Here is a 4830-nt window from a genome sequence, read left to right as displayed (position 1 = left end):
CCGAGGAGACCGTCAAGGCGGCACACTCCGTTCCGCGGGCGATCATTTCGTCGGTGCTGTGGTCGTCTCTGATCGGCTGGGTGATGCTGTGCGCAATCGTTCTCGCGATCCCGGACCTGGCTGCCGGCGCCAAGCAGGGCTGGAGCGTCTTCTTCTCGACGATGGACGCGATCCTGCCCGTGTGGCTCAAGGAGCTGCTCTATCTCGCCATCCTGATTTCGCAGTTCCTCTGCGGCCTGGCCACCGTGACCTCGGCTTCGCGCATGCTGTTTGCCTTCTCCCGCGACGGCGGCATGCCCGTTGGCTCCGCGGCTCTCGCCAAGGTCAACCCGACCTGGCGCACGCCGGTCAATGCGATCTGGACGGCCGCGATCCTCGAAATCCTGTATGTGTTCCTTGCCCAGTTTATTTCGATCGGCGGCACCAACATCTACACCATCGTCGTCAATTCGACGCTGGTGTTCCTGTTCCTGTCGTTCACAATCCCGATCGCACTCGGCATGGTCGCATTCGGCACGGCCAAGTGGCCTAATCCTGGCCCGTGGAACCTGGGCGCCGGACTGTTCAAGCTCTTCTGTGCGCTGTCGATTGTCGGCATGGTGATCATCTTCTACATCGCCATCCAGCCGCCGAACGACAAGGTGCTTTACATCACCATAGGCTTCATCTTGCTGACCGCCGTGCTTTGGTTCGGTTTCGAGAACCGCCGGTTCCAGGGTCCGCCGATCGGTGATCAGATCGCCAAACGCCAGGCCGCGATCAGGGCAGCCGAGGTGGCTATCGGCGAAGCTGGCGCCTGATATCGCCCTATATGGCCATGGCCGGCCTCGCGCCGGCCATGGCTACGTTTATCCCTTTCAATCGACAAGTGCTGGAGTGCCAAAGGAATGGCCGGAAATTTCTCGTTCGATCAGTTGAAGAAAGCGGTCTCCAGCGGTGAGATCGACACCGTGCTGGCCTGCATCGTCGACATGCAGGGACGGCTGGCGGGAAAACGCTTCCTGGCGCAGTACTTCGTCGATTCCGCGCATGACGAAACGCATGGCTGCAACTATCTGCTGGCCGCCGACATCGATATGGAGCCGGTGCCGGGCTATAAGGCGGCGAGCTGGTCGAAGGGCTATGGCGACTTCGTCATGAAGCCGGATCTGGCCACGCTGCGGCGCATTCCCTGGCTGGAAAAGACCGCACTCGTGATCTGCGACGTGCTCGACCACCACACCCATGATGACCTGCCACATTCGCCGCGCGCCATCTTGAAGAAGCAGGTCAAGCGGCTGACGGAGCGCGGCTATATAGGCTATTTTGCTTCCGAGCTTGAATTCTATCTGTTCAACGAGACATACGATTCCGCCCGCAAGAAGCACTGGCAAGGTCTCGATACCGCATCGCCCTATATCGGCGACTACCAGATCGGTATCACCACCAAGGAAGAGGGCGTCATGCGCCGGCTTCGCAACGAGATGGAAGCGGCCGGCATTCCGATCGAGAATTCCAAGGGCGAGTGGGGTCCGGGTCAGGAAGAGATCAATGTGCGCTACGCCGAGGCGCTCGACATGGCCGACCGTCACGTCATCCTCAAGAACGGCGCCAAGGAAATCGCGGAGTCCGAGGGCAAGGCGATTTCGTTCATGTCCAAATACAATTACGGGCTCGCCGGCAATTCCAGCCACATCCACAATTCGCTGTGGAGCGCCGACGGCAAGACGCCGTTGTTCTTCGATAAGGCGGCCGACTGGACGCTGTCGACGCTTGGCCAGCAATGGGCCGCCGGCCAGCTCAAATACGCCAAGGAATTCACCTGGTTCCTGGCGCCCTACATCAACTCCTACAAGCGCTTCCAGGCCGGCACCTTCGCGCCGACCAAGATCATGTGGAGCGAGGACAACCGTACCGCCGGCTTCCGCCTGTGCGGCGAGGGCACCAAGGGCATCCGCATGGAATGCCGCATCGGCGGCGCCGATCTGAACCCGTATCTTGCGTTCGCAGCGCTGATCGCCGCCGGCCTTGCCGGCATCGACGAGAAGCTGGAATTGCAGAAGCCGTTCGTCGGCGATGCCTATCAGGCATCGCGCCTGCCGGAGATTCCGAAGACGCTGCGCGATGCCACCGAGACGCTTGCGAAGTCGAAGATGCTCAAGCAGGCGCTCGGCGAGGATGTGCTCGAACATTATGTCCACACCGCAAAGTGGGAGCAGCTTGAATACGACCGCCGCATCACGGATTGGGAACTGCACAGAGGGTTCGAGCGGTACTAGGTATCGACGGTTCGTCGGCGCCCCTTCACTCTTACCCTCTCCCCGTGGGGGAGAGGGTGCCGGCAGGCAGATGAGGGGCAGTGCCAGGCCATACGATTTTGTTGTAGAATACGAGGACTTACAAAATGACCGAGACGGTCAAACTCATATCCCCCATCGACGGTTCGATCTATGCCGAGCGACCGATCGCGACCGACCAGGCGATCAATGCAGCGGTGGAACGCGCCAAGGCGGCGCAAGAGAAATGGGCTGAGACGCCGATCGTCGAGCGCGGCAAGTACATGCTCGCCATGCTGGAAGCGCTGGTCGCGATATCAGACGAGATCGTGCCGGAGATCGCCTGGCAGATGGGGCGGCCCGTACGCTACGGCGGCGAGTTCGGCGGCGTCAGGGAACGCACCACCTATATGGTCGAGATCGCCGAGCAGGCGCTCAAGTCGGTGCCTGCCTCCAACCCGAAGGACGGCTTCCGCCGTTATGTGAAGAAGGACCCGCTCGGCGTGGTCATGGTGATCGCGCCGTGGAATTATCCCTATCTCACCGCCGTCAACACCATCGTGCCGGCGCTGATGGCCGGCAACACCGTCATCCTCAAGCATGCGGCGCAGACGCTGCTGGTCGGCGAGCGCTTTCAGCAGGCGTTCGACAAGATCGGCCTGCCCAAGGGCGTGTTCCAGAATGTCGTGCTCAATCACGCCCAGACCGAAAGGCTGCTCGGCTCGGGAAAGATCGACCATGTCAATTTCACCGGTTCGGTCGGCGGTGGCCGCGCCATCGAAAAGGCGGCGGCCGGCACCTTCATGACGCTCGGCCTCGAGCTGGGCGGCAAGGATCCGGCCTATGTGCTGCCGGACGCCAAGATGGATCATGCGATCGCCAATCTGGTCGACGGCGCCTTCTACAATTCCGGCCAGTGCTGCTGCGGCATCGAACGCGTCTATGTGCACGAAAAGGTCTATGACGAATTCGTCGAAGGCTTCATCGCCGAGACCAAGAACTATGTCGTCGGCAACCCGCTCGACCAGGCGACGACGATGGGACCGATGGCGCAGGCGCGCTTCGCCGATCTGATCCGCGAACAGAAGGCCGAAGCGCTGCGCAAGGGTGCCAAGGCGCACATCGACATGAAGGTGGCTAACGACAAGGCCGGTTCGCCTTATCTGGCACCGGAAGTGCTGACAGAAGTCGATCATCAGATGAGCGTCATGCGCGAAGAGAGCTTTGGCCCGGTCGTCGGCATCATGAAGGTGCGTAACGACGAAGAGGCGATCGCTCTGATGAACGACAGTCCTTACGGGCTGACGGCTTCGATCTGGACCCGCGATACCGAGCATGCCGTCGCGATCGGCAATCGGGTCGAGACCGGCACGGTGTTCATGAACCGCTGCGACTACCTCGATCCGGCACTGGTCTGGACCGGCGTCAAGGACACCGGCAAGGGCGCGGGCTTGTCGGCCATCGGCTATGACAATCTCACCAGGCCGAAATCATTCCATCTGCGCGAAGCCATCTGATTTATTGAAAGACAAAAATGTCCAAGCTGATCTCCAAATGGAACTACCCCACCACCGTCCGCTTCGGCGCCGGCCGCATCAAGGAATTGCCTGAGGTGCTGGCGGCCACCGGCATCAAGCGGCCGTTGTTCGTCACCGATCCTGGACTGGCGAAACTGCCGGTCGTCGCCTCGACCCTAGAGATCCTCGACGATGCGAAGGTCCCTTACGGCGTTTTCTCCGAGGTCAGGCCGAACCCGGTCGAATCCAACCTGACCGCCGGCATCGCCGTGTTCAAGAAGGGCAAGCATGACGGCGTCATCGCCTTCGGCGGCGGCTCGGCGCTCGATCTCGGCAAGCTGATCGCCTTCCAGGCCGGGCAGACGCGGCCGGTGTGGGATTTCGAGGATGTCGACGACTGGTGGACGCGCGCCAATTCGGATGCCATCGCGCCGATCATCGCCGTGCCGACCACCGCCGGGACCGGATCGGAGGTTGGCCGCGCCGGCGTCATCACCAATGAGGCCACGCACACCAAGAAAGTCATCTTCCATCCCAAATTGTTGCCGGCTATCGTCATTGCCGATCCGGAGCTTTCGGTCGGCATGCCGGGCTTCATCACCGCCGGTACCGGCATGGATGCGCTGGCCCATTGCCTCGAAGCCTATTGCGCGCCCGGCTACCATCCGATGGCCGACGGCATCGCCGTCGAAGGTGTGAGGTTGGTCTTCGAGAACCTGCCGAAGGCCTATGCCAACGGCGGGGATCTCGTTGCGCGCGCCCATATGATGAGCGCCGCCGCCATGGGCGCCACCGCCTTCCAGAAAGGGCTCGGCGCCATCCATTCGCTGTCGCACCCGGTCGGCGCGCTCTACGACACCCATCACGGCATGACCAACGCGGTGTTCATGCCCTATGTTCTGGCCTTCAACCGGGACTCCATCGAGGAGCGTATCGGCCGGCTCGCCGCCTATTGCGGCATCAAGGGCGGCTTTGACGGCTTCGCCAAGGCGATCATCAAGCTTCGCAAGGAACTGAAGGTGCCGCATGCACTGCCCGGCCTTATCAAGGGGCTCGAT

Annotated in this window: 4 protein-coding genes; all 4 read left to right on the top strand. The window is 61.6% G+C overall.

Annotated elements, in window-relative coordinates; genetic code table 11:
- The coding region (locus EN964_RS24630) for an amino acid permease (RefSeq protein ID WP_127276827.1) at nt 1-800 on the top strand (800 nt) is incomplete at its 5' end.
- An 87-nt stretch (nt 801-887) separates the two neighbouring features.
- Nucleotides 888-2258 carry a glutamine synthetase family protein gene (locus EN964_RS24625; RefSeq protein WP_127268306.1) on the top strand — a complete coding sequence of 457 codons (1371 nt, stop codon included), beginning with the start codon at nt 888-890 and terminating at the stop codon, nt 2256-2258.
- 125 nt (nt 2259-2383) lie between these two features.
- Complete coding sequence (locus EN964_RS24620) at nt 2384-3772, top strand: aldehyde dehydrogenase family protein (RefSeq protein ID WP_127268305.1); 1389 nt, start codon at nt 2384-2386, stop codon at nt 3770-3772.
- A gap of 17 nt (nt 3773-3789) precedes the next feature.
- Nucleotides 3790-4830, top strand: a 1041-nt coding sequence (locus EN964_RS24615; RefSeq protein ID WP_164775970.1) for an iron-containing alcohol dehydrogenase, incomplete at its 3' end; no start/stop codon positions are given.

It is taken from the genome of Mesorhizobium sp. M7A.F.Ca.CA.001.10.2.1 (assembly GCF_003998575.1).
Lineage (GTDB): Bacteria > Pseudomonadota > Alphaproteobacteria > Rhizobiales > Rhizobiaceae > Mesorhizobium.
Note: the sequence above shows the minus strand (reverse complement) of the source record. Positions and strands in the feature narration are given on the sequence as shown.